General features: G+C 59.7%; 23 protein-coding genes, 1 tRNA gene and 1 pseudogene. 9 read left to right on the plus strand and 16 right to left on the minus strand.

The features are described 5' to 3' along the window. Positions 1-260: 260 nt before the first annotated feature. Complete coding sequence (locus tag PSH78_RS19765; protein WP_305496238.1) at positions 261-1,145, plus strand: alpha/beta fold hydrolase; 885 nt, start codon at positions 261-263, stop codon at positions 1,143-1,145. 149 nt (positions 1,146-1,294) lie between these two features. Beyond that, positions 1,295-1,368 (plus strand) — tRNA-Gly (locus PSH78_RS19770). A gap of 256 nt (positions 1,369-1,624) precedes the next feature. On the opposite strand, the gene PSH78_RS19775 is transcribed toward PSH78_RS19770, so the two are convergent. Both PSH78_RS19775 and PSH78_RS19780 read right to left on the minus strand, forming a co-directional pair. Then, positions 1,625-5,356, minus strand: a complete 3,732-nt coding sequence (locus PSH78_RS19775; protein ID WP_305496239.1) for a calcium-binding protein — start codon at positions 5,354-5,356, stop codon at positions 1,625-1,627. Between the two features lie 327 nt (positions 5,357-5,683). Continuing rightward, on the minus strand, positions 5,684-6,160 hold the full coding sequence (locus tag PSH78_RS19780; protein WP_305496240.1) for an Lrp/AsnC family transcriptional regulator: 477 nt from the start codon (positions 6,158-6,160) through the stop codon (positions 5,684-5,686). Positions 6,161-6,303: 143 nt separating this feature from the next. On the opposite strand from PSH78_RS19780, the gene PSH78_RS19785 reads away from it, so the two are divergent. From PSH78_RS19785 to PSH78_RS19800, 4 genes and pseudogenes are all read left to right on the plus strand, one after another. Next, the gene (locus tag PSH78_RS19785) at positions 6,304-6,933 is read left to right on the plus strand and encodes a LysE family translocator (RefSeq protein ID WP_305496241.1); all 630 of its coding nucleotides are present in this window, start codon (positions 6,304-6,306) and stop codon (positions 6,931-6,933) included. A 132-nt stretch (positions 6,934-7,065) separates the two neighbouring features. Further along, positions 7,066-7,368 (plus strand): type II toxin-antitoxin system HigB family toxin, encoded by a 303-nt coding sequence (locus tag PSH78_RS19790; protein ID WP_305496242.1) that lies wholly within the window; start codon positions 7,066-7,068, stop codon positions 7,366-7,368. Continuing rightward, positions 7,368-7,727 (plus strand): type II toxin-antitoxin system HigA family antitoxin, encoded by a 360-nt coding sequence (locus PSH78_RS19795; protein ID WP_305501330.1) that lies wholly within the window; start codon positions 7,368-7,370, stop codon positions 7,725-7,727. Before PSH78_RS19790 ends, PSH78_RS19795 begins: the two co-directional genes overlap by 1 nt. A 5-nt stretch (positions 7,728-7,732) precedes the next feature. After that, positions 7,733-7,867 (plus strand): annotated as a pseudogene (locus PSH78_RS19800) (type II toxin-antitoxin system HicB family antitoxin); the annotation flags it as partial. 148 nt (positions 7,868-8,015) lie between these two features. On the opposite strand, the gene PSH78_RS19805 reads toward PSH78_RS19800, so the two are convergent. Beyond that, positions 8,016-8,162, minus strand: a complete 147-nt coding sequence (locus PSH78_RS19805; RefSeq protein ID WP_305496243.1) for a hypothetical protein — start codon at positions 8,160-8,162, stop codon at positions 8,016-8,018. 176 nt (positions 8,163-8,338) lie between these two features. Here PSH78_RS19805 and PSH78_RS19810 point away from each other — a divergent pair, with 176 nt between their 5' ends. Then, positions 8,339-8,743, plus strand: a complete 405-nt coding sequence (locus PSH78_RS19810; RefSeq protein ID WP_305496244.1) for a low affinity iron permease family protein — start codon at positions 8,339-8,341, stop codon at positions 8,741-8,743. Positions 8,744-8,794: 51 nt separating this feature from the next. Here PSH78_RS19810 and PSH78_RS19815 read toward each other — a convergent pair whose 3' ends face one another. The 3 genes from PSH78_RS19815 to PSH78_RS19825 all read right to left on the minus strand — a co-directional run bounded on the left by PSH78_RS19815 (position 8,795) and on the right by PSH78_RS19825 (position 11,985). Continuing rightward, positions 8,795-9,703: an SDR family oxidoreductase gene (locus PSH78_RS19815; RefSeq protein WP_305496245.1), complete on the minus strand. Its 909-nt coding sequence runs from the start codon at positions 9,701-9,703 to the stop codon at positions 8,795-8,797. 78 nt (positions 9,704-9,781) lie between these two features. Next, a complete protein-coding gene (locus tag PSH78_RS19820; RefSeq protein ID WP_305496246.1) occupies positions 9,782-10,285 on the minus strand; it encodes a DUF4142 domain-containing protein in 504 nt (167 codons plus the stop codon). A gap of 350 nt (positions 10,286-10,635) precedes the next feature. Next, the gene (locus tag PSH78_RS19825) at positions 10,636-11,985 is read right to left on the minus strand and encodes a bifunctional diguanylate cyclase/phosphodiesterase (protein ID WP_305496247.1); all 1,350 of its coding nucleotides are present in this window, start codon (positions 11,983-11,985) and stop codon (positions 10,636-10,638) included. Between the two features lie 232 nt (positions 11,986-12,217). Here PSH78_RS19825 and PSH78_RS19830 point away from each other — a divergent pair, with 232 nt between their 5' ends. After that, on the plus strand, positions 12,218-13,237 hold the full coding sequence (locus PSH78_RS19830; protein ID WP_305496248.1) for a DUF4917 family protein: 1,020 nt from the start codon (positions 12,218-12,220) through the stop codon (positions 13,235-13,237). A 158-nt stretch (positions 13,238-13,395) separates the two neighbouring features. Here the strand turns inward: PSH78_RS19830 and PSH78_RS19835 are convergent, their stop codons facing one another. From PSH78_RS19835 to PSH78_RS19855, 5 genes are all read right to left on the minus strand, one after another. Further along, complete coding sequence (locus PSH78_RS19835; RefSeq protein ID WP_305496249.1) at positions 13,396-13,977, minus strand: DJ-1/PfpI family protein; 582 nt, start codon at positions 13,975-13,977, stop codon at positions 13,396-13,398. 220 nt (positions 13,978-14,197) lie between these two features. After that, complete coding sequence (locus tag PSH78_RS19840; RefSeq protein WP_305496250.1) at positions 14,198-15,415, minus strand: SAM-dependent methyltransferase; 1,218 nt, start codon at positions 15,413-15,415, stop codon at positions 14,198-14,200. 291 nt (positions 15,416-15,706) lie between these two features. Further along, positions 15,707-16,324 carry a TPM domain-containing protein gene (locus tag PSH78_RS19845; RefSeq protein WP_305496251.1) on the minus strand — a complete coding sequence of 206 codons (618 nt, stop codon included), beginning with the start codon at positions 16,322-16,324 and terminating at the stop codon, positions 15,707-15,709. Between the two features lie 27 nt (positions 16,325-16,351). Then, a complete protein-coding gene (locus tag PSH78_RS19850; protein WP_305496252.1) occupies positions 16,352-17,098 on the minus strand; it encodes a YgcG family protein in 747 nt (248 codons plus the stop codon). Between the two features lie 44 nt (positions 17,099-17,142). Further along, complete coding sequence (locus PSH78_RS19855) at positions 17,143-17,751, minus strand: LemA family protein (protein ID WP_305496253.1); 609 nt, start codon at positions 17,749-17,751, stop codon at positions 17,143-17,145. A gap of 261 nt (positions 17,752-18,012) precedes the next feature. On the opposite strand from PSH78_RS19855, the gene bglX reads away from it, so the two are divergent. Then, positions 18,013-20,304: a beta-glucosidase BglX gene (bglX, locus tag PSH78_RS19860; protein ID WP_305496254.1), complete on the plus strand. Its 2,292-nt coding sequence runs from the start codon at positions 18,013-18,015 to the stop codon at positions 20,302-20,304. 252 nt (positions 20,305-20,556) lie between these two features. Here bglX and PSH78_RS19865 read toward each other — a convergent pair whose 3' ends face one another. From PSH78_RS19865 to PSH78_RS19885, 5 genes are all read right to left on the minus strand, one after another. After that, the gene (locus PSH78_RS19865) at positions 20,557-21,714 is read right to left on the minus strand and encodes a phosphatidylserine/phosphatidylglycerophosphate/cardiolipin synthase family protein (RefSeq protein WP_305496255.1); all 1,158 of its coding nucleotides are present in this window, start codon (positions 21,712-21,714) and stop codon (positions 20,557-20,559) included. Between the two features lies 1 nt (position 21,715). After that, a complete protein-coding gene (locus tag PSH78_RS19870) occupies positions 21,716-22,306 on the minus strand; it encodes a YceI family protein (protein ID WP_305496256.1) in 591 nt (196 codons plus the stop codon). Between the two features lie 133 nt (positions 22,307-22,439). Continuing rightward, on the minus strand, positions 22,440-22,751 hold the full coding sequence (locus PSH78_RS19875) for an amidase (RefSeq protein ID WP_305496257.1): 312 nt from the start codon (positions 22,749-22,751) through the stop codon (positions 22,440-22,442). Next, positions 22,748-23,842 (minus strand): serine hydrolase, encoded by a 1,095-nt coding sequence (locus PSH78_RS19880; RefSeq protein ID WP_305496258.1) that lies wholly within the window; start codon positions 23,840-23,842, stop codon positions 22,748-22,750. Before PSH78_RS19880 ends, PSH78_RS19875 begins: the two co-directional genes overlap by 4 nt. 164 nt (positions 23,843-24,006) lie before the next feature. After that, complete coding sequence (locus tag PSH78_RS19885) at positions 24,007-24,891, minus strand: acyl-CoA dehydrogenase (protein ID WP_305496259.1); 885 nt, start codon at positions 24,889-24,891, stop codon at positions 24,007-24,009. Between the last annotated feature and the right edge of the window lie 130 nt (positions 24,892-25,021).

The raw sequence follows: 25,021 nt of genomic DNA on the forward strand, positions 1-25,021 counted from the left end.
GCGCAACGGCTGTCCCCCTGCTTGAATCAAACCGTCGGCCGAAATGTGACCGATGAGTCACCCCATACCTCTAAGAAACTTTTTGCCGGCTGGAACCCTCAGGTTCCGCCTCGCTCGCCGGCAAATTGCCCGCCATAACAACACCCGTCGACCGGCTTGCGCGGATCGACATGGGCCTTATCTTCCAGGCGTATGCCTACCTGTCACATTGCCCGTGCAATCTCATTGCGCGCATACCCGCTTGCCAGGAGTCTTATGACATGAGGCCAGAAATCGCTGTGCTAGATATACAGGGTCAGTATCGGGTTTACACGGAGTTCTATCGCGCAGACGCCGCGCAAAAGACCATCATTCTGGTCAACGGCTCGATGGCCACCACCGCGTCGTTTGCACAGACGACCAAAAACCTCTACCCGCAATTTAATGTCGTGCTGTACGACCAGCCCTACGCGGGCAAGTCCAAGGCTCACAACCGCCACGAGAAAATGCTGACGAAGGAAATCGAAGGCCAGATCCTGCTGGAGCTGATCGACCACTTCGCCGCCGATCACGTGTTGTCGTTTTCCTGGGGCGGAGCCGCCACCCTGACCGCCTTGGCCCAGCGCCCGCGGCGCATCGAAAAAGCCGTGATCAGCTCGTTCTCACCGGTGCTCAACGCGCCGATGCGCGACTACCTGGAACGTGGCGTGGACTACCTGAGCAGCCTGGACGGCGATCGTGTCGGACACCTGGTCAACAGCACGATCGGCAAGCACCTGCCGCCGCTGTTCAAGCGCTTCAACTATCGCCACGTCAGCAACCTGGCCGAGCATGAGTACGGGCAGATGCACTTTCACATCAACGACGTGCTCCACAGCGACCAGCAGTGCTATGTCAACGCGGCGAAAAAGATCAACGTGCCGGTGCTGTTCCTGAATGGCGAATGGGACGAATACACCGCGGCCACCGACGCCAGGCTCTTCGCCAACCATGTCCAGCACAGTAGCTTCACCACGCTGCAAGCCACCGGGCACTTCCTCGACATGGAACACAAGGCCGCCTGCCGCGACAGCCGCGAGGCGTTGCTGGGTTTCCTCAAGCCGACCCACCACGCCAGCCGACCGCGCTACAGCTATGTACAGGACTACCATGCAGTGGCCATCTGAGAAAAGTCATCGCGGGCAAGCCTCCAGCAACGGCGCTTGCTCGCGAATGACCGCTCTGGTTTGAGGCTTGCGTAGACGGATGACCTCGCCGTCCGGAAAGAAAAACTTCAAATCCCAGGCCACATCTGGTACAAAGTCAGCCGCTCTGAGCGGGTGTCGTATAATGGCATTACTCCAGCTTCCCAAGCTGATAACGAGGGTTCGATTCCCTTCACCCGCTCCAATCGAATTCTGGTCCCACGTCGTGATGGTTTTGACGGGGGATAAAAAAACCGGCTCCTGGTGGCCGGTTTTTTTTGGTCTGGGGTTTGTGACGGGGCGCTCGCTCCGCGATTGTCTTTTTCTCTTGGGAGCAGGGTGAAAACCTTTGCCCGGTTCAAGCAATACCGGGCAAAAGCGACACACTAGAGACTATTACCAAAGCATATGTATTTTCCTGCCGTAACCAATATGTAGCGGCAGGAACGCTGCATTGGCTGTCAGGAAAACATATCGTTGGCAAATGTGTTGATGCCCACCAGACTGATGAGCTGCATATCAGCTGTCTGGATCTGTTCAATGGTGTCGTAACCTGCATACCAATCCTTCAGGCGCACACCTTCTTGCGGTGCCTGTCCTGGAGCGAAACTTGATCGGTGCAGATAGAGGTCATCGCCGATGCGATCAGCCAACAGCTCAGAGCTACCGATGTAGGACAAAACCAATTTGTCACCGCTGCTGATACCGTCGTCCTGAATCGTCACTAACTTTGGAGTATCGATGGTGTAGATATCATCACCCTCACCGCCGTTAGCAAAACCGCCGGTCTGCAATATCAGCCTGTCATCCCCCTGACCTCCTGACAGTGAAAAGCCCACGCCTCTACCGGTCAGCAGGTCGTTGCCTTCCCCACCGTCAGCCATGCCATGTATCACAGTGATAGTGTCATTTCCGGCCTCACCGTAGGCTTGAGTCCCCTCGTCGCTCGCAGTCGTGACGATGGTGTCGTTACCGCCGCCGCCGTACAGGATGTCTGCCTGCGGCCCGTTCGCCGAGCTATCGACTTTGAAAGGTTCTATCCACGAAGTCAGCCCACCATAAAGGAAATCATTGCCGTCCCCGCCGTCGATGACGTCGTTGCCCAATCCACCCTCCAGATAATTAACACCCGTGTCTCCAACCAGGACATCGTTGAAATGACTGCCCAACACATGTTCGATGTTAAGCAATACATCACCTTCGGCATCGCCACCTTGATTGATTTGCGTCTGCAAGTTGATCGAGATGCCAGTTGTGCTTGTAATGTAAAAAGCACTGTCCAGACCTACGCGGCCATCGATTACATCTGCCCCGGCTCCACCAATGAAGATATCCTTCAGACCCGAGCCCGATAGCGTGTCGTCAAAATTGCTGCCTTGAAACATTTCAATGTTGGCGTAGGTCTGACCAGCAGCCGCCCCTATGTTCGTGCCGTTGGTCAGGTCGATCGTCACTGCGCTGTCAGACTGTTCATAAGTGACCAGATCGATGCCAGCCGCGCCATCGTGCGCCACGGGCGAACTACCACCGTAGAAAATGTCGTTGAAATTCGATCCTCTGATCGCCTCGATACCGGTGTAGGTATCACCCGCCGCGATCCCGGAATGCACGCCCGTCTTGAGGTTGATGTCCATGGCTACTTTGCTGTCGAGATAGCTCGCTATGTCATAGCCAGCACCGCCTATGAGCTGATCCGCTCCCGCGCCACCGTACAGTGTGTCGTTACCCGAACCGCCGGTAATGATGTTGTCGCTGTCGTTGCCATAACCGGTAAATGCACCAGTGCCGACGTAGGTCAGGCGCTCGACGTTGGCCGCCAGGACCGTGCCGTTGGCATTGATCACCGACACGCGGACTTCATCGTTGCCGCCACCGGCCTGTTCGATGATGTAGGGGGTCAGCCCCAGATTGATGTTGTAGATATCGTCGCCAGCTCCCCCTTCCAGCTGTACCGTTGGGATTACGGTGTATGGGCCAGCGGAGAGCACGTCGTTGAAGGCAGAGCCTATGACGGTTTCGATATTCGCCAAAATGATGCCTTCGGCATCTCCGCCCGTGCCTGCGGTTCCCCACCCATTACGGATATCGACGTTTACCCCGGCAGTCGAGCCCGAGTAGTCGATCGCGTCGATCCCGGCACCACCGTCGAGTCGCATACCGCTGCCATCGCCAACGAACGTGTCGTTGAAATTCGATCCCCTGATCACCTCGATACCGGTGTAGGTATCACCTGCCGCGATTCCGGAATACACACCCGCCTTGAGGTCGATGTTCACAGCTTGCTTGCTGTCGGTATAACCCGCTATGTCATAGCCGGCACCACCGATAAACTGATCCGCTCCCCCACCCCCGTACAGTGTGTCGTTACCCGAACCGCTGGTAATGATGTTGTCGCTGTCGTTGCCATAACCGGTAAATGCACCAGTGCCGACGTAGGTCAGGCGTTCGACGTTCGCCGCCAGGACCGTGCCGTTGGCATTGATTACCGACACGCGGACTTCATCGTTACCGCCATCGGCCTGTTCGATGATGTAGGGGGTCAGCCCAAGATTGATGTTGTAGATATCGTCGCCAGCTCCCCCTTCCAGCTGTACCGTTGGGATTACGGTGTATGGGCCAGCGGAGAGCACGTCGTTGAAGGCAGAGCCTATGACGGTTTCGATATTCCCTAAAATGATGCCTTCGGCATCTCCGCCCGTGCCTGCGGTTCCCCACCCATTACGGATATCGACGTTTACCCCGGCAGTCGAGCCCGAGTAGTCGACCGTATCGATCCCGGCACCGCCGTCGAGTTGTATACTGCTGCCATCGCCAACGAACGTGTCGTTGAAATTCGATCCCCTGATCACCTCGATACCGGTGTAGGTATCACCTGCCGCGATCCCGGAATGCACGCCCGTCTTGAGATTGATGGTCACAGCTTGCTTGCTGTCGGTATAACCCGCTATGTCATAGCCGGCACCACCGATGAACTGGTCCGCTCCCGCACCACCGAACAAGGTGTCGTTACCCGAACCGCCTGTAATGACGTTGTCGCTGTCGTTGCCGTAACCGGTGAATGCGCCGGTGCCAACGTAGGTCAGGCGCTCGACGTTGGCCGCCAGGACCGTGCCGTTGGCATTGATCACCGACACGCGGACTTCATCGTTGCCGCCACCGGCCTGTTCGATGATGTAGGGGGTCAGCCCCAGATTGATGTTGTAGATGTCGTCGCCAGCCCCCCCTTCCAGCCGTACCGTGGGGATTACGGTGTACGGGCCAGCGGAGAGCACGTCGTTGAAGGCAGAGCCTATGACAGTTTCGATATTCGCTAAAATGATGCCTTCGGCATCTCCGCCCGTGCCTGCGGTTCCCCACCCATTACGGATATCGACGTTTACCCCGGCAGTCGAGCCCGAGTAATCGATCACGTCGATCCCGGCGCCGCCGTCGAGTCGCATACCGCTGCCATCGCCAACGAACGTGTCGTTGAAATTCGATCCTCTGATCACCTCGATACCGGTGTAGGTATCACCTGCCGCGATCCCGGAATGCACGCCCGTCTTGAGATTGATGTTCACAGCTTGCTTGCTGTCTGTATAACCCGCTATGTCATAGCCGGCACCGCCGATGAACTGGTCCGCTCCCGCGCCACCGAATAAGGTGTCGTTACCCGAACCGCCGGTAATGACGTTGTCGCTGTCGTTGCCGTAACCGGTGAATGCGCCGGTGCCGACGTAGGTCAAGCGCTCGACGTTGGCCGCCAGGACTGTGCCGTTGGCATTGATCACCGATACGCGGACTTCATCGTTGCCGCCACCGGCCTGTTCGATGATGTAGGGGGTCAGCCCCAGATTGATGTTGTAGATGTCGTCGCCGGCCCCCCCTTCCAACTGTACCGTTGGGATTACGGTGTAGGGGCCAGAGGAAAGCACGTCATTGAAGGCAGAGCCTATGACGGTTTCGATACCAATGAGCGTATCCCCCTCTGCATCGCCACCCCGTCCAACAAGTCCAGTGCCCTGACGCAAATCTATACTGATACCTTCAGTAGATGCCGAATAGTCGACAGTATCTAAACCTGCACCACCATCGATTTTGTCTGCGCCAGCAGTCCCCTTGATGGCATCGTTGCCACCCAGAGCGTTGATCTCATCGTCCCCTGCGGTGCCAATCAGTGCATCTGCGCCAGCTGTTCCATTAATGACTGCCATTTTTCTTCCCTGCTTTAAGGATGGTAGAGGAGGTTTTCGTAAATCAGTGTGTTCACAAAACTGAAGCATGAATCCCGGCGGTGTTTTTCGGCTGCGGCCAGTGAAGCTTGAGCGAAGATTTCGTCTGGAGGATGAGCAATTAACGTTTCATTTATTAAATTTCAGGCACGACAAAACCGCCCGATTTGAAACAACGGGATATGGTCGATTTTTTACGATCCATTGCGCAGCCGATCCATGCTGAGTTCCATCCAGCGCCCTTCCCCCTATTGGGAAGTTGATTGGCACCAAGCTTCCTTGCGTGATAGCACGATAATCAGTATCTACTCAAGCATCTGGCAAATGCCCCAACGGCAGCGCCCCCGGAGCCTTCACCGTGTTGATCGCAAAATTACTGCGAATGTCACTCACCCCCGGCAGCTTCAGCAGCTTGCCCGTGACAAATCGGTCATAGGCGCGCAAGTCCGGCACCACCACCTGCAGCAGGAAATCCGACTCGCCTGACACCAGGAACGCAGAGATCACTTCGGGCAGCGCGGTCACCGCCTGACGAAATGCCTCGGCTCGTTCGTCGGTGTGCCGTTCGACCTTGATGCCGACAAAAATGGTCATCCCGAGGCCCACTTCATCGCGATCCAGGATGGCTTGATAGCCACGGATCACTCCCGCTTCCTCGAGCATTCGCACGCGGCGCAGGCATGGCGAGGGGGACAGGCCGATTTCTTCGGCCAGTTGTACGTTGCTCAGCCGGCCGTCCCGCTGCAGTGCAGCGAGAATTTTGCGGTCGAAGGCATCAAGTTTCATGTTTGGCACTTTCCAATTGAATGGCTCGATTGCTTGGCAGGTTATGCCAATTCCAAGAGCTTTAGAAGCTGATTACGCAAGCACCTGCCCTACCCTTCGGTCATAGACTGGCATCTCCAATCCATTGATTGCAGGGGCATGCAATGACAGAACTCTGGTTGTTTTTCATGGCGTTGACGGTGGCGTATCTGTTGCCCGGGCCGGACATGATCCTGGTGCTGCAAACCGGTGCCCGTCAGGGCAAGGCTGCGGCGCTGGCGACGGCGGTAGGCTTGGGGATTGCCCGGGCATGTCATGTCGCGCTGGCGGCAATGGGGCTCTCGGTGCTGTTCAAGACCGCGCCCTGGACCTTTGATGTAGTGCGCCTGGCTGGGGCCGCTTATCTGGCGTGGATCGGGTTTCAGTGTTTGCGAACCACGTTGGTGCCAAGCTTTGAAGGAGCTGACGCCGATGTCGGAAAGCGACAGTGGTACCAAGCGATACAACGCGGTCTGCTGACCAACCTGCTCAATCCCAAGGCGCTGCTGTTTTGCTCAGTGTTGCTACCGCAGTTCATCGACCCACAGGGCGGTCCGGTATTGGGGCAATTCGCGATGCTCGGTTTGGTGCTGGTCCTCGTCGGCCTGCTGTTCGACAGCGCCTACGCACTGGTGGGCGTCGTGCTCGGGCGCTGGCTTCAGCGATCGCCTTCGGCGCAACGTGTGCAGCAGTGGTTGTTTGGCAGCCTGCTGATTGGTTTTGCGGTACGGCTGACGTTTGTGCAGCAGTCGTAGACTATTGCTACCAGGACTTACGCACTAGCATGGGGTGCTAGGGGTTGAGCTAATCTTCCCCCCCATTCAGCCTAACCCAATTGCAACACAGGCCCAGCCAGACTACACTCCTCCCAAAATGGGAGGGAACAGGTGCGAATTATCGCGAGAGGAACCTTGCGGGAGTTTTGGGAAAGCAACCCCGCTTATGCGGATTCCCAGACGCCATTGGTTGAATGGTATCGACACATGGAGAAAGCGACCTATCGAACACCTCAAGAGATTAAGGCTGAACTCAGAACAGCCAGTATTCTCAAAGGCGCCAGGGTCGTTTTTAATATCGGCGGCAACAAATACCGAGTAATTCTGGCAATCGACTATCAGCGCCAGCTCGGCTTTGTACGGTTCGTCGGCACCCACGCCCAATATGACCAAATCAATGCGGAGACCGTATGATCAACATCAAACCCATTCGCAACCAGGACGATCTGAATGCGGCCTTTGCGCGAATCGAACAACTGTGGGGCGCGGAAGTCGGTTCGGCTGAAGGCGATGAGTTGGAAATTCTTGCCCTGCTAATCGAAAAATATGAGGAGGAGCATCACCCGATGCCGCCTTCCGATCCAATTGAGGCGATTAAATTCCGGATGGATCAACAAGGCTTGACCCCGCGTGATCTGGAACCATTTATTGGTTCGAGCGGACGCGTCTCGGAAGTGCTGAACCGCAAACGAAAATTGAGCCTGGCAATGATTAAACGCCTGCACGACGGACTGCGCATTCCTTACGAAAGCCTGTTAGCGGATGTTGCTTAACATAGCGACAACTCAACATCACCCTGCCCGGCTACCTGCTGAACCGTATCGATGAATATGTGCTGCATCACCTGGAGGAAAAAAGCCGGTCAGGCTTTCTGGCATCGGCGGCATTAAAGGTATTGCAGCAAGGACGTTGAGCAATACCTGCCGAAACATAAGAACCTGTGGGAGCGAGCCTGCTCGCGAAAGCGGTGGAACAGTCAATTTCCAGGTTGCTGACCTGACGCCTTCGCGAGCAGGCTCGCTCCCACAGGTTTATACATAGCCCGGCCTGGGCTATGTCACTTATTTGCTTTCCGACTTGGACTCTTGCATCTGTACCGAAGACTTGGTGCCGTCGGTGTTGTCCTTGGTCTCGTTATCCGAATTATCAAAGCAGCCCTGCAGTGCGAACAGGCAGCAGGCGAGGCAGAAGGTGCGGATGAGGTTCATGGTCTACTCCGTCGATGAAGGCTTTAAGGAGTGACCATCAGGCAGCGCAAATGGTTGCGCCAGTCTTCCTCCCGGACGATGAACGTCGTCGCAGGTTCGGATTGAAATGTAAGTAGAATTTTCGCCGCTGCGTTGCTGTCACACCAGACAGGTGCATCCACTAAGGAAACACGGCAATGACGTTCGCAAAGATTGCTCAAAAACTGGCCCTTTGGGCGGGGAGTCCCAAGACCTTTCTGGGGGCCATCGTGTTGTTGGCGCTCTGGGCCGCCAGCGGACCGTTCTTCGGTTTCAACGACACCTGGCAGCTGATCATCAATACCTCGACGACGATCATCACCTTCCTCATGGTCTTCCTGATCCAGAACACGCAAAACCGCGATACCGATATCCTGCACTTGAAAGTCGATGAATTGTTGCGCGCGACCAAAGACGCGCAGAACGCAATGCTCGGTCTCGAGTCGCTGGACCTCAAGCAACTGGAAGCGTTGCGCAAGCGCTACCAGGACATGGGCAAAGACGAGGCCAAGAGCCTTGACGGCGTGGAACAGGAAAACAAGGTCGACCTGAACCAGTGCTGAAAGCAGATGCGCGAGCGTTGTTGCAACGCTCGCGCATCCGAATGCCGCACATCAGGGCAACGGATTCCCACCCGTCACGCCAAACACTTCTCCGGTGATATAACTCGATTCCTGCGAGGCCAGCAGCACGTACAGCGGTGCACATTCCGCTGGCTGCCCCGGACGCTTCATCGGAACCTGGGAGCCGAATGTAGGAATCTTCTCCCTAGGCTGTCCGCCGCTGGGTTGCAGCACCGTCCAGATCGGCCCTGGTGCCACGGCATTGACCCGGATTCCCTTGCTGATGACCTGTCCGGCCAACGCCTTGGTAAACGCCACGATCGCCGCTTTGGTGGTGGCGTAATCGAGCAGCGTCGCGGACGGATCGTAGGATTGGATCGACGCGGTATTGATGATCGTCGCCCCGGCCGGCATCAGCGGTACCGCAGCCTTGCAGATCCAGAACATCGCGTAGATGTTGGTTTTCATGGTGTCGTCGAATTGCGCGGTGGTGATGTCGGCAATGTCCTTTTGCGCTTCCTGCTTACCGGCGACGTTGACCAGGATATCCAGGCCATCGAGCTCCTGCTGCGCCATCTTCACCATCTGGACGCAGAACGCTTCGTCCTTGAGATCTCCCGGAATCGCAATGGCCTTGCGGCCTTCAGCCTTGATCAGCTCGATGACTTGCTGCGCGTCGCGTTCTTCGCTGGGCAGATAGTTGATGGCTACATCGGCGCCTTCCCGGGCATAGGCAATGGCGGCCGCGCGACCGATCCCCGAATCGCCGCCCGTGATCAGTGCCTTGCGCCCCTCCAGGCGACCGAAGCCTTGATAGGTTTTTTCGCCGTGATCGGGTTGCGGCTCCATGTCCTGGTCAATGCCGGGGGGTGATTGCGGCTGGTCGGGGAATTCCGGACGAGGGTATTGGGTCAGTGGATTCTGCATCGCGTATTGGTTGGGTTCTCGGTGTGTAGACATCGAGGTTCTCCTTTTCGGCGGGCAAAACAAGCCGGGACGCTGGCGTCCCGGTCCTGAGGTAAAAACAGGTGCGGCAAATCAGCGACTGGCCTGCAGCGCCCTGGCCATCTCAAGATGCGTCTGCAATTTGGGCAGGGTTTCGTCGGCGAACGCCTTGATCTCCGGCACGTTGGTGGTCTGGGCCTGCTGCTGAATCTGCTCGATGGCTTCCTCAGTGGCCTTGACCTGGCTGGCGGCATACGCCGCTTCGAACGACTCGCCCTCGGCCACTTGCGGCATCAAGGTCTTGGCCTTGTCCGCGACTTCTTCTCGGGGCGCGACGGGCAAGTCGAGCTTCTTGGCGATTTTCGCCAAGTGTTGGTTGGCGGTGGTGCGGTCGTTGATCACCATGATGGTGTAGTCCTTGACCTCCCTTGATTCCGCTTTCGAATGCGCGGCACGGCTGGCTTCGATGTCAGCCATGCCTTTGGCGGATGCATCGTTGATGAATTCGGCAGGTGACTGGGCCCAGGCACTGCTGGCACCCAGGCCCATCAGCACGACAACACTGGTGGTGCGTAAAAAGGTGGCCATCCGGCTCATGGTCACGCCCTCCTCTGATAGAAAATTGCGACAGGGTTTACCCGCCGCTTAATCAGAACCACCGTTTGAATATTCAGCGAGCCGTGCGATCCGGCTTGCGGCCGATCTCAGCCTTCAGCGGACTTTTATCGACACTCGCAGTGGTGGTTCTCCCACTTTTGCGACCTGCTTCAGACACCTTCGTTCGATCATGAGCAGTGTTTCCCGGATAAATGTTGCTTGACCCGTGCATGGTCGAGCCCTCCGTATTGCATGAATGATGGACATGCCTGCCCCGTATTTCATTTGAAATGAGTCGGCATTCAAGGTTTGGAAAAAGCGCTGGCGCGACGACGAACGGTGACGCGGATTCAGATACCGAAGGCCCGGTGATTGTGGCGTTTGGCTGCGTACATCGCCTCGTCGGCGTGGCGGAACAAGGTGATGTCTTCCGTGCCGTGTTCGGGGAAACACGCCACGCCAATGCTCGGTTCGATGCTCAGGCAATGACCGTCCAGCCGCAGCGGCTGGGCCAGCGCGTGACGAATCTGTTCCTGCACCCGGTCGGCGTCTGCCACGCTCTGGATGCTGTGGAGCAGCACCACAAATTCATCGCCACCGATGCGTGCGACGGTGTCGGTGTCACGTATGCACCCCTTGAGTCGGCTGGCCACCGCTTGCAGCAGCATGTCGCCAACGGCATGACCGTAGGTGTCGTTGATCTGCTTGAAGCGATCCAGATCGATGTAGAGCAATGCCATCCGCCCCGATGCAACACGGGCCGTGGTCAACGCGGCCTTGAAGCGGTCACGCAGCAACTCGCGATTGGGTACCTGAGTGAGCTGATCGTACTGCGCCATGTGCTGCAATCGGGTATGCAATTGCTGGCGCTCGATGGCTGTCGTGACTTGCGCGCATACGTACTGCAGCAATTCTTTGTCCTGCTCGGTATAGCGCTCGCTGTCCGCGGCGCTCTTGACGATCAAGGCGCCAATCGTGCCGTTCTGCGAGTTCAGCGGCACACCCAGCCAGCACGGCGCGTCCGGTTTCGCCACGAGGTCGTGCAGCTCCACGGGCAACGAGCTGGAGCCGGGCGTCAGCAGGATCGGCTGACCGCTGCGTATGACTTCGGCACACAAACGCCCGATGGTCGTACCCGGCAGTTCCGGCTGCCGCTCCCGGTCGTCGACGTGATAGGGAAAGTTGAGCTGGGCACATTGCTCGTCATACAGCGCCACCGAAAAATTCAGTGCTGGCAGCCACTCGCCGATAATCAAATGGATACGCTTGAACAACGCCAGCAGGTCGGCGGCAGCATGGGCGGCCTCGGAAATCGCGTACAACGCGGCCTGCCGGGACTCCGCCTGCTTGCGCTCGGTGATGTCCCGCGCCACGGCGATCCGCAATTGGTCAGGCTCCGACCAGCGCGCCGACCAGAGGATATGGACGACCCCACCGTCCTTGCGCAGATAGCGGTTCTCGAAATTGAGCTTGGGTTCTCCGCGCATGACTTCGCGCGCCGCGTCAAGGGTCCGCTGGCGGTCGGCAGGGTGGACCATATCGATCATCGAACGGCCGATCAGCTCCTTCGGCGTGTAGCCGAAGATACGCTCGCTGGCGGCACTGACAAAGACGAAACGCCCCAGGGCGTCGACGGCGCACACGGCATCCATCAGCAGATCAAGGTAACCGGCCAGCGGCGTGGAGTTTCGAATATCCATGGCACAGAAGCCATCCGGGAATGCAGCAATGAACGAACCGGGAAATCGCCAGGCCAGCGCGCGCCCTGAATACCGGTGAGGATAGCCCAGGCGTCCGGTCCGCCGCAGTAAACCGCTCGATCAGGACGCCTGAAAGGTTATCGGCCGGTCACGACGTATCTTGATCTGGCTCAAGACTGGGTCGTGATAAAGTCGCGTCCTGCCTTTGCCACGTTTTGAGATGACTTTCGCAATGACCGATTTCCAGGAATACGACGCCCGGCTCGAAAATTGGGAGACGTTGCGCACCAACACCGCTTTCAGCGGCCTGCTGGTGGGCAATGGCGCGAGCCGCGCCGTGTGGGACGATTTCGGCTATGACTCGTTGTTCGAGAACGCCCGCACCGTCGAGGAAAAACCACTGAGCCCTTCGGAACTGAGCGTCTTCGACGCCCTGCAGACTCGCAGTTTCGAGCAGGTGCTGGGCGCGTTGAAAACCACCAGCCGGGTCAACAAAGCCCTGGCCGTCAGCTCCGCCGCCCCGCGCAATCGTTATTATGCGATCAAGGAAGCCTTGATCAACACCGTGCACGCGGTGCATATCCCTTGGCGACTGGTGCAACCCTCGACCCTGGGAAGTCTCAATCAGGAGCTGGGCCGCTACCGCACGGTGTTCACCACCAACTACGATCTGCTCAGCTATTGGGCGATCCAGCATACGCCCGAGACCCTCACCGATCTGTTCCTGGGTGCCGATCACAGCTTCGATCTGAGTCGGACCAGTACAGACAAGCCGCGCCTGTTGTATCTGCACGGCGGCCTGCATCTGGTGCGCAACCAGGACGGCACGGCACGCAAGCTCGCTTCCACCGAAGGCACGCTGTTGGGCAGTTTTGCCATCAACAACACCCTCAAGACCCTCGACGACGTGCCGCTTTTTGTCAGCGAAGGGCCGAGCCAGGACAAACTCAAGACCATCCGCAGCAGCGATTACCTGTCGTTCTGCTATGACCAGTTGCTGCACCACGACGACAATCTGTGTCTGTTCGGCCATGCCTTGGGCGAGCAGGACAGCCATATCGTCCATGCCCTGCGCCAAGCGGCGCCGAGGACCGTGGCCATCTCGATCTACCCGCGCAGCCAGGCGTTCATCCAGCACCAGAAGCGGCATTACACCAAGTTGTTCGAGAGCCTGGACACGCAACTGCGCTTCTTCGATGCCAAGACCCATCCGCTGGGCGATCCGAAGCTGACGGTGCCGGTGGAGGTCTAGGTCCGACGGGGCAGCGCAGAACCGTGGCGAGGGAGCTTGCTCCCGCTCGACTGCGAAGCGGTCGCCATTTAAGCGATGGGACCGCTTCGCGCTCCAGCGGGAGCAAGCTCACTCGCCACAAGAGCTCACTCCATCGGGCGAGCGCGGCGTCCCTGATTCTATAAAGTGATGGCCGTGCCCAGCAGCGTCAGGAACCCCGCCAGCCAGTTCGGATGGGCGGGCCACGCCGGTGCCGTGGCCAGGTTGCCTTGGACATGGGCTTCGGTCACTGGAATATCGATGAACGTCCCGCCGGCCAGGCGCACCTCCGGAGCACATGCCGGATAGGCACTGCATTCGCGCCCTTCCAGGATGCCTGCCGCCGTGAGCAATTGCGCACCGTGGCACACCGCGGCAATCGGCTTGCCCGCCAGATCGAAATCGCGCACCAGTTGCAGGACGCTTTCATTCAGGCGCAGGTATTCCGGCGCACGACCGCCCGGCACCAGCAGCGCGTCATAGTCGCTGGCCTGGACGCTGGCGAAATCCTGGTTGAGGGCAAACAGATGTCCAGGCTTCTCGCTGTAGGTCTGGTCGCCTTCGAAATCATGGATCGCGGTGCGCACCGTCTGCCCGGCGGTTTTCTCCGGGCACACCGCGTGCACTGTGTGGCCGATCATCTGCAAGGCCTGGAACGGCACCATCACTTCATAATCTTCGACGTAATCGCCGACCAGCATGAGGATTTTCTTCGCGGCCATGGCATGGGCTCCTTTGGGATGCGTGGGGGGACGCATTAAAGGTAGTCCGCAGCGGCGATCACCCGAGATTAACTGACGGGTTGCACCTTCAGGGAATGGCGAATGGACGTGTGGGAGCGAGCCTGCTCGCGAACCAGGCAACGCGGTGGGTCAGATGCACCGCGTTATCGTTCTTCGCGAGCAGGCTCGCTCCCACAAGTGATCGGGGCAGGCACAACTGTCAGGCGAGGTAACCGTCCGCCCGCAGCAGCGTTTCCAGGCAATGCTCGGTGATGTGATAGAACGCCTTGAGTTCTTCGATCCTGGCAATAAGTTCGGCAGGGTCCACCGGTTCGGCGCGCTTGACCGCCAAAATCATCTTGTTCTTGTTGGTGTGGTCCAGGGAGATGAACTCGAACACCTTGGTCTCGTAGCCACAGGCTTCGAGGTACAGCGCCCGCAGACTGTCAGTGACCATTTCCGCCTGTTGGCCCAGGTGCAGGCCATATTGCAGCATCGGCTTGAGCAGCGCCGGGCTCTGGATCTGCAGGCGGATCTGCTTGTGACAGCACGGTGAACACATGATGATCGAGGCCCCCGAGCGGATGCCCATGTGGATCGCGTAGTCAGTGGCGATGTCGCAGGCATGCAGTGCGATCATCACGTCCACTTCACGCGGCGCGACGCTGCGCACGTCCCCGTGCTGGAACTCCAGGCCCGGGTGTTCAAGCCGCGCGGCGGCTTCGTTGCACAGCTTGACCATGTCCTCGCGCAACTCGACGCCTGTCACCTGCCCCTCGGCCTGCAAGGTGTTACGCAGGTAATCGTGAATGGCGAACGTCAGGTAGCCCTTGCCCGAACCGAAATCCGCGACCCGCACCGGTTTGTCCAGCGCCAGCGGCGAAGACGTCAACGCGTGGCTGAAGACTTCGATGAACTTGTTGATCTGCTTCCACTTGCGCGACATCGCCGGAATCAGCTCGTGCTTGTGGTTGGTCACGCCCAGGTCGGCGAGGAACGGCCGGCTCAGATCGAGGAAGCGGTTTTTCTCACGGTTGTGCCCGGCGGACGGCACTTCCCGCAACTGCTGGGGTTTGCTCTTGAACAAAGAGCTCTTGCCCTTCTTGCTGTATTCCAGCTGCGCCTCGTCGGTGATTGCCAGCAGATGTGCGTTCTTGAACGAGGCCGGCAACAGCGCGGCGACCGTCTCAACGCCTTCGACCAGCGGGAAGTTCTTGGTGATGTCGCGTGTCTTGTAGCGGTAGACGAAGGACAGGCACGGCTGACCCTTGACCGTCAGTTGCTTGATGATCAGCCGCTGCAGATCGGCTTCGTCACCGACGTATTTGGCCAGCACCAGCTTGATGAAGGCGTTCTGCTCAAGGCTGGTCTGCAACAGCTCGATAAATTGCGCGTGGTGATCCGGCGCGGGACGGGCGGGAGTAGCAATGGCGGACATGGAAAAGCGGCCTCGGGGCGGGCGGATCGGGAATGGCGGGTATTTTATGGGGGATGGGAGGCCAGGGCACGGGGAATTTCCCCAACGGTGCAAAAGCGAGAATCCATCTTCATGGTCAGCCAGGTTTTTGTGGCGAGGTAGCTTGCTCCCGCTCGGCTGCGAAGCAGTCGCCTGATTTCAGGCCTGACTCAACCCTTCAGACCGATGGGGACCGCTTCGCGCTCCAGCGGGAGCAAGCTCCCTCGCCACAAAAGCGCTTTCGCCATGTAAATGGGGTTGGCGGGAGATGCCTTAGCCGAGCACCACCAACCGATTCGGCAACTCATTGCGCGCATGGGTCACCGGTACGTGTTCCTTGAGCAGTTCGCCGCAGGCTTCGATGCACGTCACAAAGCCTTGTAACGTCTGGCCCTGGCGAACCTGCTGGGTAAATGCCGCGACAATCGCCTCCCAATGCTTATTGTCGAGTCGCTTGGAAATGCCCTCGTCCACCAGGATTTCCACATACCGCTCGGCCTCGCAAACGAAGATCAGCATGCCCGTGCCGTCCACCGTGTGGTGCAGGTTCTGCTCGAGAAATTGCCGGCGCGCCAGGTTCGACGCCCGCCAGTGGCGTACCGAGCGAGGGATCAGGTGCGTGGTGATGGCGGGAATGCGAAACAACAGGCACAACCCGATGAAACTACCCCATTGCACCAACAGCAAGCTGTGCAGCGTCAGCCAGCCGGTGAGGTAATGCGCCACGCCGGGCACCACCAAGGCCAGCAGGCTGGCCCAGAGCAGCGGGATATAGGCATAGTCGTCGGCGCGAGCAGCAAGCACCGTTACCAGTTCGGCATCGGTGTCGCGCTCGACCCGGGCAATGGCCTCGGCCACCTTGCGTTGTTCGTGTTCAGTCAGTAATGCCATGTCAAAAATGCCTGCTCATTATTATGCTCACCAGCCGCCCGACGAACCGCCGCCACCAAAACTGCCACCGCCACCGCTGAAGCCTCCGCCTCCGCCGCCGCCGAAGCCACCGCCGCCGCTTCTATAACTGCTACCACCGGAACCGCCGCCAGTAGGCAAAATACCAAGCAACTGGCAAACGCCTATCGTCAGGATGACCAGCATCACCAGGAAGATGATCAGCCCCGGATGCCGCTCGACGAAATCGCCCTCAGCTGATCCTGCCGTGTACGCAGGGGCCGGTTCATCCAGCGGACTGCCGCCCAACACCACGAGCATCGCCGCGACGCCGTCGCTGATGCCCTTGTTGAAATTTCCCGTCTTGAATGCCGGAGTGATGACCTGATTGATGATGACCGAGCTCTGGGCATCGGTCAGCCGATCTTCCAGGCCGTACCCCACTTCGATCCGCAGTTTACGGTCATCGCGGGCGACGATCAGCAGCGCGCCGTTGTTTTTATCCTTCTGCCCGATGCCCCAGTGGCGGCCTAATTGGTAACCGAAGTCTTCGATGCTTGCGCCCTGCAGGTCCGGCAGGGTGACGACAACCAGCTGCTCGCTGGTCGCCTGCTCATGGGCCTTGAGTTGCGCATCGAGTTGCGTGCGCACCGAGGGCTCCAGCATCTGGGCGGTGTCCACCACCCGCCCGGTCAATGCCGGGAACTTCAATTCGGCCTGGGCCGTAACTGCGAACACCCAGAGCAACAGCACCAGGCCAAACTTCAACGCGCGCATTGGAACCTCATCCGTGGGAATGCCATAGCCTGTGGGAACAACGATCAGAACTTCACTTCAGGCGCTTTTTCGGCATTCGGGCTGGTCGCCTCGAAGGTTTCGCGGATCGGCAAGTCGCTGTACATCACGCTGTGCCACAGGCGGCCGGGGAACGTGCGGATTTCGGTGTTGTACTTCTGCACCGCCAGGATGAAGTCGCGACGCGCCACGGCAATGCGGTTCTCGGTGCCTTCGAGTTGCGATTGCAACGCCAGGAAGTTCTGGTTGGCCTTCAGGTCCGGGTAGCGCTCGGACACCACCATCAAGCGGCTCAACGCCCCGCTCAACTGGTCCTGGGCTTGTTGGAACTGCTTGAGTTTTTCCGGATTGTCCAAGGTATTGGCATCGACTTGGATGGAGGTGGCCTTGGCCCGCGCTTCGATTACCGCGGTCAGGGTTTCCTGCTCATGCCGGGCGTAACCCTTGACGGTTTCCACCAGGTTGGGAATGAGGTCGGCGCGGCGTTGGTATTGGTTCTGCACCTGGCCCCAGGCCGCCTTGGCCTGCTCGTCCAGCGTCGGGATGTTGTTGATGCCGCAACCGGCCAGCAATGTTGTGAAGAGCATCAGGGCCAGCATTTGCAGGCCGCGAAGGTGGTTCAGTCGTGGATTCATCGGGTCAAGCGCTCCCTTGCATTGCATTAAAAAAACACCGCCACCTATCTTACCGGCGTCTGGGGCATAATCGCCGCCGCACTGGATCGAATCGGGTTGATGGGCTAAAAGATGCCCGGTGCGAAACTAAGTTCATCGGCACAGGCTCGAAAGTGTGCTGCATTTAACTGGATAACACCCGAACAACAATAGCCGCTCCTCACATTTAGGCTGACCGGCGTGTCCTGATCACCGCCCTTTAGGCTTGCGAGAAAACAATTCATGAAGAAGCTGTGTTTGCTGGGCCTGTTTGTCACCCTGGCCAGTCAATCCGTATTAGCCGACAACCTGCCAGCCCCCATGGAGAACAAGGACGCTTTCATCAGCAACCTGATGAAGCAGATGACCCTCGAGGAAAAGATCGGCCAACTGCGCCTGATCAGCATCGGCCCGGAAATGCCCCGGGAGATGATCCGCAAGGAAATTGCCGCGGGCAACATCGGTGGTACGTTCAATTCCATCACCCGCGATGAAAACCGTCCGATGCAGGACGCGGCCATGCGCAGCCGGTTGAAGATCCCGATGTTCTTCGCCTATGACGTGATCCACGGCCACCGGACGATTTTCCCGATTCCCCTGGCCCTGGCTTCGAGCTGGGACATGGACGCCATCTACCGCTCCGGTCGTATCGCGGCCAAGGAAGCGGCGGCCGACAGCCTGGACATCACCTTTGCGCCGATGGTCGATATCTCCCGCGACCCGCGCTGGGGCCGGACCTCCGAAGGTTTCGGCGAGGACACTTATCTGGTGTCGCGCATTGCCGGGGTAATGGTCAAGGCATTCCAGGGCAGCGGCGCCAACGCCGCCGACAGCATCATGGCCAGCGTCAAGCACTTCGCCCTGTATGGCGCGGTGGAAGGCGGCCGGGACTACAACACCGTGGACATGAGCCCGGTGAAAATGTACCAGGACTACCTACCGCCCTACCGCGCTGCCATCGACGCCGGTGCAGGCGGGGTGATGGTCGCGCTGAACTCCATCAACGGCGTGCCGGCCACCGCCAACACCTGGCTGATGCACGACCTGTTGCGCAAGGAATGGGGCTTCAAGGGCCTGGCCGTCAGCGACCACGGGGCGATTTTCGAGTTGATCAAGCATGGCGTCGCCCGGGACGGTCGCGAAGCGGCAAAACTGGCGATCAAGGCCGGCATCGACATGAGCATGAACGACTCGCTCTACGGCAAAGAGCTGCCAGGGCTGCTCAAGGCTGGCGAAATCGAGCAGAGCGACCTGGATAACGCGGTGCGTGAAGTGCTGGCCGCCAAGTACGACATGGGCCTGTTCAAGGACCCGTACCTGCGCATCGGCAAGGCCGAGGATGACCCGGCCGACGTCTATGCCGACAGCCGCATGCATCGCGCCGATGCCCGTGACGTGGCGCGCCGCAGCCTGGTCCTGCTGGAAAACCGCAACCAGACCCTGCCGCTGAAGAAGACCGCGAAGATCGCCCTGGTCGGTCCACTGGCCAAGGCGCCGATCGACATGATGGGCAGCTGGGCCGCCGCCGGGCGCCCGGCGATGTCGGTCACCGTGTACGACGGCATGGCCCGTGCGCTGGGCGGCGAGTCGAAGCTGATCTACGCCCGTGGCGCCAATATCACCGGCGACAAGAAGGTGCTCGACTACCTCAACTTCCTCAATTTCGACGCACCGGAAGTGGTGGATGACCCGCGCCCGGCCCAGGTGCTGATCGATGAAGCGGTGAAGGCCGCCAAGGAAGCCGACGTGGTCGTGGCCGCCGTGGGCGAGTCCCGTGGCATGTCTCACGAGTCCTCGAGCCGCACCGAGTTGAACATCCCGGCCAGCCAGCGCGAGCTGATCAAAGCCCTGAAAGCCACCGGCAAACCCTTGGTGCTGGTGCTGATGAACGGCCGTCCGCTGTCGCTGTTGGAAGAACAACAGCAAGCCGATGCGATCCTGGAAACCTGGTTCAGCGGCACGGAAGGCGGCAACGCCATTGCTGACGTGCTGTTCGGCGACTACAACCCGTCGGGCAAGCTGCCGATCACCTTCCCACGCTCGGTCGGGCAGATTCCTACCTACTACAACCACCTGAGCATTGGCCGGCCGTTCACGCCGGGCAAGCCGGGCAACTACACCTCGCAATATTTCGACGACACCACCGGTCCGCTCTACCCGTTCGGCTATGGCTTGAGCTACACGACGTTCAACCTGTCGGACATGGCCTTGTCGTCTACCACACTGAACAAGACCGGCAAGCTCGATGCCAGCATCACCTTGGAAAACACCGGCGAGCGTGACGGTGAAACCGTGGTGCAGCTGTACATCCAGGACGTGACCGGGTCGATCATCCGTCCGGTGAAAGAGCTGAAGAACTTCCGCAAGGTGATGCTCAAGGCCGGCGAGAAGAAAGTCATCCACTTCGACATCACCGAAGACGACCTGAAGTTCTTCAACGCCCAGCTCAAGTACGCCGCTGAACCGGGCAAGTTCAATGTGCAGATCGGCCTGGATTCCCAGGACGTGAAGCAGCAGAGTTTCGAGTTGCTCTGACAATCCCCCTGTGGGAGCGAGCCTGCTCGCGAAGGCGATCTTTCAGTCACTGCATCATTGACTGTCGGACCGCTTTCGCGAGCAGGCTCGCTCCCACAAGGGGTCCGTGGCAAACGCAATTTTTGTGACCACTGAAATCCACTGTGGGAGCGAGCTTGCTCGCGAAGGCGATCTTTCAGTCACTGCATCATTGACTGTCGGACCGCTTTCGCGAGCAGGCTCGCTCCCACAATGGTATCTGTGGTGTCTGGACTAACCTCGTCGATCCAGCAGATTCACCACCAGCCGATCCACCCATCCCCACAACCGTTGCTTGACGCGCTTCCACAGCGGCCGGCGCTGCCAGGCGTCGAGGCTCACTTGCAGGCTTTGCTCGAAATCGCGCTCAAAACTGGCCGCCACGGCCTGGCTCAGTCCTGAGTCCAGCGCTTCCAGATTGGCCTCCAGGTTGAAGCGCAGGTTCCAGTGATCGAAATTGCACGAGCCAATGCTGACCCAATCGTCCACCAGCACCATTTTCAAATGCAGGAAACATGGCTGGTATTCATAGATCTTCACACCGGCCTTGAGCAGGCGCGGGTAATAACGATGGCCGGCGTAGCGCACGGAGGGGTGATCGGTGCGCGGGCCGGTCAGCAGCAGACGCACATCGACGCCCCGGGCGGCGGCCTTGCGCAAGGAACGACGCACGTTCCAGGTCGGCAGGAAATACGGCGTGGCCATCCAGATACGTTTCTGACCGCTGTTTAACGCCCGGGACAGTGATTGCAGGATGTCGCGGTGCTGGCGGGCGTCGGCATAGGCCACCCGGCCCATGCCCTCGCCCACCGGCGGAACACGGGGCAAGCGCGGCAAGCCGAAATTGGAAGCCGGTTTCCAGGCCCGACGATGGCGGTTGGCGAGCCACTGGCGGTCGAACAGCAGTTGCCAGTCGAGCACCAACGGGCCGACGATTTCCACCATCACCTCGTGCCAGTCGCTTTGGTCTTCCAAAGGGTTCCAGAATTCGTCGGTGACCCCGGTGCCGCCGACCACCGCCAGGCGCTGATCGACCAGCAGCAGCTTGCGATGGTCGCGGTAAAGATTGCGCACCCAGCGACGCCAGCTCAGGCGATTGTAGAACCGCAGCTCCACACCTGCCTCGACCAGGCGATTGCGCAGCCCCAGGGTAAACGCCAGGCTGCCGTAGTCGTCGAACAGGCAGCGCACGCGAACACCCCGCTCGGCGGCCTGGACGAGCGCCTGGACCATCGCCTCGGCGCAAGCGCCTGCCTCTACCAGATACAGCTCCAGTTCCACCTGCTCCTGAGCGCGGGCGATTTCCACCAGCATGCGCGGAAAGAACTGCGGACCGTCGATCAACAATTCGAAGCGATTGCCTTCGCGCCAAGGGAATACCGGACCGCTCATGTCAGCGCGCCGTGAAGATCAGCACCGCATTCACCGGCACCGACAGGCTGATGGTCGACAACCCGGCCAATGCGCGCAGCTTTTCCAGGCCCGGCGCCAGGTCGAAATCCGCCGCGTTGAGCACCACCGGCTCCAGGGTCACGACCTGGAAACGTCGCTCATCCAGGCGCGTCGCCAGCAGTTGGACGTTGTATTCGTGCTGCTTGCCATGCAGGTCCACCGTTACCGGCAGGCGCAGCTCCAACTGTGCGCCGTTGGCCAGGTCCTGGATCGGCATCAGGTCAAGCTGCGCGGTGATGGTGGCTTCGGCAAACTGCTTGATCTCGAACAGCTCGGCGCGCATGCGTTCGTCCCGCAGCGGGACGCCGCTGTTGATGGACTCCAGCTCGACCTCCAGCCGCGCCAGGCCCTTGGGCTGGACCTGGCCATGAAGCACGAGAAAGCGCTGGACCTCGGACACATTGCCGTTTTTGCTGCTGATAAACGAAAGCCGCGACGATTCGCCGTCCAGGTACCAGTCGGCCTGGGCCGGCAACGCGGCGCAGGCCAGCAGCAACGTGATGACAGCGAGGGGGAGAAACCGCTTGAACATACAGACTCGGAGGGCAGAGAAACCTGTGGCGAACCTTAACCGGGACGAGGGCGATTGCAAACTGTCGGTTTCGACAACTGCCTTGGCTCGCCACAAACTTGGCTCGCCACAAAGGCAATCCTTGAATCAGCATTCAGGGTTCCAACCGACACCCCTGCCGCTCGCCGATCCAGCGCGCACTGTGGCTACGCCCTAACCCGCTGACGGTGACGCGTCTGGCTTCAACGGCCTCGAAAAAATTGCTGACGGGAACCGACTGCTTCACGTAGCCCCGGCAATAGTCGGCCGACTGCTGCATCACATAGCGGCACGAGCAATACTCTTTGGCGGTGTAGGCGCTGATGATGTCGGGGAAAGCCTGCAGGGCCACCCGTTCCAGCCAGACCCAACCGAACAGGGCAATGAGCAGCACCGACGCCAGGCTGAGCAACACGTTGCGTCTCATGGTCGCACCGCTCCGGCGAAGGCCGCCATGGCGCGCTTGAGCAATTCGTTGTGGCGGTAGCTGCCGTCGCGGTCATCGCCGTAGCGCACGATCACCAGCCTGGCGCTGGGAATGATATACAGCGCCTGGCCCCAGTGGCCGAGCGCGGCGAACGTATCCGGCGGTGCGTCAGGCCATGGGCGGAGGGTGGAGTCGGCACCGCGGTTGAGCCACCAATGCCCGCCAGGCACGGCTTCGTCCTGGCCCGCCTGGAACCCGGCGAACGGCTCGCGATTGAATGCTATCCAGTCTTTGGGCACCAATTGGCGGTCGCCCCAGTAGCCATCGCGCTGCATCAACAAACCGACACGCGCCAGGTCCTGCGCCGTGAGGTAGGCATAGGACGACCCGATAAACGTGCCGCTGGCGTCGGTTTCCCAGGTCGCATGGCGGATGCCCAGCGGTTCGAACAGGGCCGTCCAGGGGTAATCGGCATAACGCGCCGGGCCGACAATGGTTTTCAGCGCCGCCGCCAGCAGATTGCTGTCGCCGCTGGAATAACGGAACGCTTGCCCGGGCGGGCCGAAGCTTGCGTGCGCGGCAGTGAACGCCGCCATGTCGTGGCGCCCCCGCGTGTAGAGCATCGCCACGACCGAGGAATTGAGGGGCGCGTATTCGTAGTCTTCCTGCCAGTCCAGGCCGGAAGCCCAATGAAACAGATCGGCCAGGGTCATGTCCGGGTGTCGCTGCAGCGGCGGGTAGTACTTGGCAGCGGGATCGTCCAGGGCAAACAGCCTTTCGCCGTAGGCCACGCCGAAAATTGTCGCCAGCAGGCTTTTACTGATGGACCAGGTCAGGTGCGGAGTCCGGGCGGTCGTGGGTCCGGCGTAGCGTTCATAGACCAGTCGGCCGTCCTGGATGACCAGGAGCGCGTCGGTGCGGATGCCCTCGCGAGTGCTGTCATCCCTTTGGGGAAAGGCGTATTGCTCCAGCGCTTCGAGGGCCGGCCCAGTGGGCGTCGGGCCGGTTGGCCATTGTTCTGACGGCCAGTCTTCAGCGCGGGCTGTGAGGGTCAACAGCAACAGCGGAAGCAACAGCCAGCGTCTGGGCATGCGTGGGGCTCGCAGGGTTGAACCTGCAGAGCCTAGCCGGGCTTGATGACAGTTTGAGTTGATGGGGTCTGGGAGGACGCCATCGCGAGCAAGCTCGCTCCCACATGGGGTCTCACGCGCGGCACAGATCCATGTGGGAGCGAGCTTGCTCGCGAAGAGGCCCGTCAAGCCAATAAAGATTCCAACGCCTTGGCCAACCGCTTGGCCCGCGCGGCCGCCGCGATATCCATGACCCCTTTGTCGCGCCCCCACATTTCTCGCCACGACGCCGGCCCAGCAGCCAGGGCCTCATTCAATTCGACATCAAGCCCCTTGAACTGCGCGAACAGTCCACCCAGCAGCACATGCCCGGCCGCACTGGACGGATTTTGCCGACTCACCTCCGCGCACCCCGCCAGCAGAGCCAACAGGCGCAGTTGCAAGGCCTGCGGCCAATCGCACTCCTGGCCCACACCATAGAGCCAGGCAGCCATTGCACTGAGCACATAAAGGTCTTCCAGGGTACGGAACGGTTTGACGTAGGCATCCCAGCCGTCACCTGGCAGCACTTCGCACAACGCGCCATCGAGCAATACCCGAGCATGGCCGATGTCCGGCATCAAGGGGATGGCGGGGAGTTTTTCCAGGTTCACACCAGGTTCTCCGCCATAGACCACCGCCAGCTTCAGCCGCGGTGCTTCGCCGACAGCTTCGCTTCGGGCCGCGATCAGCAGCCATTCGGCGGCATCGCCCGCGGTGACGAAATCCTTGCGTCCATTCACCCGCAAGTCGCTGAGACGGGTCTGCATATCCGCCGGGCCCAGGCTGCGCTGCTCGGTGGCGCACAAGGCGCCGAGGCTCTGCGGCGCGCTTGGCCAGAGCGCCCGCAGCGCCGCCTGGTAGCCCACCAGGAATGCCAGCCCCGGCGTGGCCATCAACCTTGCGCCGGCCACGGCCAGCTCGAATGGCGTGACTGGCCCCAGCCGTTGCAACAAGCTCGCGTGACCTTCCGCCAGATCCATGAAGGCAGGCAACCGCTCGCCGCGTTCGATCAGGGTTTGCCAAGGCATGGGGGTTCCTCGTGGGCTGTCATATAAGCATCACCAAAGCTTCATGGCGATGACACCGGGGCTACATAGCCTGACTTTGCACAACATGGCTGCATAAAGAAAGTCGATTGGCTCACCCCAAGACGGGTGT

This window comes from Pseudomonas sp. FP198, from assembly GCF_030687895.1.
Taxonomy (GTDB): Bacteria; Pseudomonadota; Gammaproteobacteria; order Pseudomonadales; family Pseudomonadaceae; genus Aquipseudomonas.